Source organism: Lonsdalea britannica (genome assembly GCF_946477055.1).
Classification (GTDB): domain Bacteria; phylum Pseudomonadota; class Gammaproteobacteria; order Enterobacterales; family Enterobacteriaceae; genus Lonsdalea; species Lonsdalea britannica_A.
On the sequence record NZ_CAMKXG010000243.1, the window covers coordinates 1 to 5,333 of the forward strand.

The following is a 5,333-nucleotide window of genomic DNA, read 5'->3' on the forward strand; positions in this document are numbered from 1 at the left end:
GAAACCAACGATGAACTGAAAACGGCGAAGGTCTACCGACCGCTGATCGTTCACTACAACAACGGCGCACCGGTGCGGCTCAGCGATGTCGCCACGGTAGAAGATTCCGTGCAGGACACGCTCAACGCGGGGATGACCAACGGCGAACCGGCCGTGCTGGTGATCATCCGCCGCGCGCCCGAAGCCAACATCATCTCCACCGTCGACAGCATCCGCGCCGCGCTACCGGAACTGAGCGCCACGCTGCCCGCTTCAGTACATTTGAACGTCGCGCAGGATCGCTCCCCCACCATCCGCGCGTCACTGGCGGAGGTGGAACGGGCGCTGGTGATCGCCGTCGCGCTGGTGATTTTAGTGGTGTACCTGTTTCTGCGTTCCGGGCGCGCCACGCTGATCCCGGCGGCGGCGGTGCCTATTTCGCTGATCGGCACATTCGCCGCCATGTATCTGTGCGGTTTCAGCCTGAATAATCTGTCGTTGATGGCGCTAACGATTGCCACCGGCTTCGTGGTGGACGACGCAATCGTGGTGCTGGAAAACACCGCTCGCCACATCGAAGCGGGCATCAAACCGATGCCTGCGGCGATACAGGGCGTACGCGAAGTCGGCTTCACCGTCGTCTCCATGAGCGTGTCGCTGATCGCCGTATTCATTCCGCTCCTGCTGATGGACGGGCTGTCGGGGCGACTGTTTCGTGAATTCGCCGTCACGCTGTGCGTCGCGATAATGATTTCGCTGGTGGTTTCGCTCACCCTGACGCCGATGATGTGCGCGCGGCTGCTGCGTCCGCATGCGCCCCGCAGCCAACCGCGCCGCCGGGGATTCAACCGCGTATTGCTAGCGTTACAGGAACGCTATGCACTGTCGTTGAACTGGGTGCTGGCGCGGGCGCGCTGGGTGGTGCTGGTCCTGTTCGGCACCATCGGCCTCAGCGTGTGGCTCTATGTCGACATGCCGAAAACGCTGTTCCCGGAGCAGGATACCGGGCGGATTATGGGCTTCGTGCAGGGCGACCAGAGCATTTCGTTCCAGGCGATGAAGATTAAAATGCAGGATCTGATGAAAACCGTCAGCAGCGATCCCGCCGTGGATAACGTGACCGGCTTCACCGGCGGTAACCGCACCAACAGCGGCTCGATGTTTATCAGCCTGAAACCCCTGGCGGAGCGCGGCGCCAGCTCACAGCAGATTATTGCCAGACTGAGGTCCAAACTGGCTCAGGAGCCGGGTGCCAGCCTGTTTCTGATGGCAGTACAGGATGTGCGAATGGGCGGCCGCGAGGCCAACGCCAGCTATCAATACACGCTGTTGTCAGACGATTTGAGCGCGCTGCGCCAGTGGGAACCGAAAATCCGCACGGCATTGGCCGAACTGCCGGAGTTGGCGGACGTCAGCTCCGATCAGCAGGACAAGGGCGCTGAACTGGCGCTGACCTACGATCGCGATACGCTGGCTCAGCTCGGCATCAGCGTGTCGGATATCAACGCCCTGCTCAACAATGCCTTCGGGCAGCGGCAGATCTCCACGATCTACCAACCGTTGAACCAGTACAAGGTGGTGATGGTGGTCGATCCGATCTATGCGCAGGACGCCAGCGCGCTGAACAAAATGTTCGTCATCAATAGCGAGGGTAAAGCGATTCCCCTGTCCTATTTCGCCCGCTGGCTGCCCGCCAACGCGCCGCTGTCGGTCAACCATCAGGGGCTGTCCGCCGCGGCGACGATCTCCTTCAACCTGCCGCCGAACGCCAGCCTGTCCGATGCCACCTTCGCCATCGAGCGAACCATGACCGCGCTGGGCGTGCCTTCCAACGTGCGCGGCCAGTTCGCCGGCACCGCGTTGGCGTTCCAACAGTCGCAGTCGTCGCAGGTGGCGCTGATCATCGCCGCCATCGTCACGGTGTATATCGTGCTGGGGATGCTGTATGAAAGCTACGTACACCCGCTGACCATCATCTCCACCCTGCCGTCGGCGGGGGTGGGCGCGCTGCTGGCGCTGAAGCTGTTTGATAAACCTTTCAGCCTGGTCGCGCTCATCGGCATCATGCTGCTGATCGGCATCGTGAAAAAGAACGCCATTATGATGGTGGACTTCGCACTGGTGGCGCAACGGACTCAGAACCTCAGCGCGCGCGAAGCGATCTTTCAGGCCTGTCAGCTTCGCTTCCGCCCGATTTTGATGACCACGCTGGCCGCCTTGCTGGGGGCGCTGCCGCTGGTCTTGAGCAGCGGCGACGGCGCGGAGCTGCGCCAGCCGCTGGGGATCACCATCGTCGGCGGACTGGTCATGAGTCAGCTACTCACGCTCTATACCACGCCGGTGGTGTATCTGTTCTTTGACCGGCTGTCCCAGCGACGCTCGCGCCGTACGGTGACGCTGCCGGATTCGCCCTGACGGGCGTTCAAAGAAACTGTCCGACTCGGTGAAAATTTTACGATAGCCACGCAAACTGAGGCTGTTAGCCTAAATGCTCGGTTGATTAAACGGTAAAGGAGTCAGCGATGTCGGGTTTAGTGGAGGGTCGATGGGTCGTCGGCGATGTGGCGGCGGAAGAGACCAAAAATGGGGCTTTTCACCGCCAGGCGACCCGGTTCAGGGAAACGACGGTGATACCTGAAGCCGGGCGCTACCAGCTGTTTGTGTCCTATTTCTGCCCGTGGGCGTCAAGAACGCTGATCTTCCGCAAGCTGAAAGGGCTCGAGCCGGTGATTTCGCTCTCCGTGGCGGAGCCGCACATCGGCGAACAGGGTTGGGCATTTAGTACACCGCAGGATGCCGGTCCGCATCTGCCCGCCGTACGCTACTTACACGAGCTGTACACCGCGAGCGACGCCCATTACACCGGCAAAGTGTCGGTGCCGGTGCTGTGGGATCGCCACGAAGGACGCATCGTCAATAATGAGTCCGCCGACATCATTCGCCTCTTCAATACCGCGTTCGACACGCTCACCGGCAACGTCGAAGACTTCTATCCCCCCGCGCTGCGCGCCGACATCGACCGCTGGAATACGCTGATTTACGATACGATCAACAACGGCGTCTACAAGACCGGCTTCTCCCGTACGCAGGAACACTACGCCCAAGCAGTCACGGCGCTGTTCGCCTCGCTGGACACCGTGGACGCGCATCTGGCGGATCACCGTTATCTGGCGGGAGACACCGTGACGGAAGCCGACTGGCGGCTGTTCGTCACGCTGATCCGTTTCGATGTGGCCTATCACGGCGCGTTCAAATGCAATATTCGCCGTATTGAGGACTATCCTCACCTCTCTCACTACCTGCGCGATCTGTATCAGCACCCCGGCATCCGTGAAACGGTCAATATCGAGCATATCAAGTCCGGCTACTACGGCATTCGCTGGCTCAATCCTACCGGCATCGTCCCGCTGGGACCGGAAATCGATCTCGATCGGCCACACAACCGCCACACGGTCAGCAGCACAACGAAATAGGCATACTTTTTGTAAGCCGAATACTGATTTTTCCCCGCATAAGCGCTAGAATCTGCCGCCTTACTGCTCCCGCCCGGGAGCAGCCTGACCTGAGATCAGACTTGAGAGAACCCCATGTTTAAACCGGAACTACTGTCTCCGGCCGGTACGCTGAAAAATATGCGTTACGCCTTTGCTTATGGCGCTGACGCGATTTATGCCGGCCAGCCCCGCTACAGCCTGCGCGTGCGCAATAACGAATTCAATCATCAGACGCTGGCCGAGGCGATCAACGAAGCGCATTCGCTGGGCAAAAAATTCTACGTCGTCGTTAACATCGCGCCGCACAACGCCAAAATCAAAACCTTCCTGCGCGATTTGCAGCCGGTCATCGACATGCAGCCGGATGCGCTGATTATGTCCGATCCGGGCCTGATCATGCTGGTGCGTGAAAACTTCCCGCAGATGCAAATCCATCTGTCGGTGCAGGCGAATGCGGTCAACTGGGCGACGGTAAAATTCTGGCAGCAGATGGGGCTGAGCCGCGTCATTTTGTCCCGCGAATTGTCTCTGCAGGAAATTGAAGAGATCCGCGAACATGTGCCGGAAATGGAGCTGGAAATCTTCGTTCACGGCGCGTTGTGCATGGCCTATTCCGGCCGCTGCCTGCTCTCCGGGTACATCAACAAACGCGACCCGAATCAGGGAACCTGCACCAATGCCTGCCGTTGGGAATATAAAGTGCAGGAAGGCAAAGAAGACGATGTGGGCAATATCGTGCATATGCATGAGCCGATTAAGGTCGCCAACGTCGAACCCACGCTGGGCATCGGCGAACCGACCGACAAAGTCTTTATGCTGGAAGAGAGCCAGCGCCCCGGCGAATACATGAGCGCGTTCGAAGACGAACACGGCACTTATATTATGAACTCCCGCGACCTGCGCGCGATCCAGCACGTGGAACGCCTGACGCAGATGCAGGTGCATTCGCTGAAAATCGAAGGCCGTACCAAGTCCTTCTACTATTGCGCGCGTACCGCCCAGGTGTATCGCCGCGCCATCGACGACGCCGTGGCCGGAAAACCGTTCGATCCGTCACTGCTCCAGACGCTGGAAGGACTGGCTCACCGTGGCTATACCGAAGGCTTCCTGCGCCGTCACGTCCACGAAGATCACCAGAACTACGAATACGGCTATTCGGTGTCCGACCGTCAGCAGTTCGTCGGGGAATTCACCGGCGAACGCCGTAATGGACTGGCGGAAGTCGCGGTGAAAAACAAGTTCTCCTGCGGCGACAGCGTGGAAATGATGACGCCGGGCGGCAACGTGCAGTTCACGATTGAAGGGATGCAGAACAGTAAAGGTCAGGATACTGACGTCGCGCCGGGCAACGGCCATATCGTCTACCTGCCGGTGCCGGAAGACATCTCACTGGAATATGCGTTGCTGCTGCGTAATCTGCAGGGAACCAGCACCCGCAATCCTCACGCTAAATAAAGTCTGTTTCGACCGTCAGAGCAGACATCTGTTCTGACGTTTTTTAGAAATGGATCACATCAATAGCGGACGCGGTAGGTTACTATTTCACCGCTGAGAAAACACAGAACGAAAAATAAGCGTAGTCACACTACCAGGAACCACCTCCTTCGCCAGCTCAATCTCCCTTGAGCTGGCTTTTTCTTTTCTACGTCGTCCCCGTCACGCATCCACTGCCCGCGAGTCACGCTTTTCTGCTACGCTGACTACACTATTTTCGGAGGCGATCTGCGTGTCTTCGCCTCACTTTCGGTTTCCTCTAGGTCTTTTCAGGGAGTACGTCGTCATGGCGCAAAAACCACAATCTCTTATCATTCTAAACGGCAAAAGCAGCCAAAATGACGAACTGCGTCAGGCGGTGAAAGC

3 protein-coding genes are annotated in these 5,333 nt (G+C 58.6%); all 3 read left to right on the top strand.

The annotated features are described in order from the left end of the window. On the top strand, positions 1-2,394 hold a 2,394-nt coding region (locus Q7O77_RS14275; RefSeq protein WP_304168593.1), incomplete at its 5' end, for an efflux RND transporter permease subunit. A gap of 107 nt (positions 2,395-2,501) precedes the next feature. Continuing rightward, positions 2,502-3,452 (top strand): glutathione S-transferase family protein, encoded by a 951-nt coding sequence (locus Q7O77_RS14280; protein WP_304168595.1) that lies wholly within the window; start codon positions 2,502-2,504, stop codon positions 3,450-3,452. Between the two features lie 114 nt (positions 3,453-3,566). After that, entirely contained in the window at positions 3,567-4,928 is a 1,362-nt protein-coding gene (gene yegQ / locus Q7O77_RS14285; RefSeq protein WP_085652567.1) for a tRNA 5-hydroxyuridine modification protein YegQ, read from the top strand. Positions 4,929-5,333: the final 405 nt, after the last annotated feature.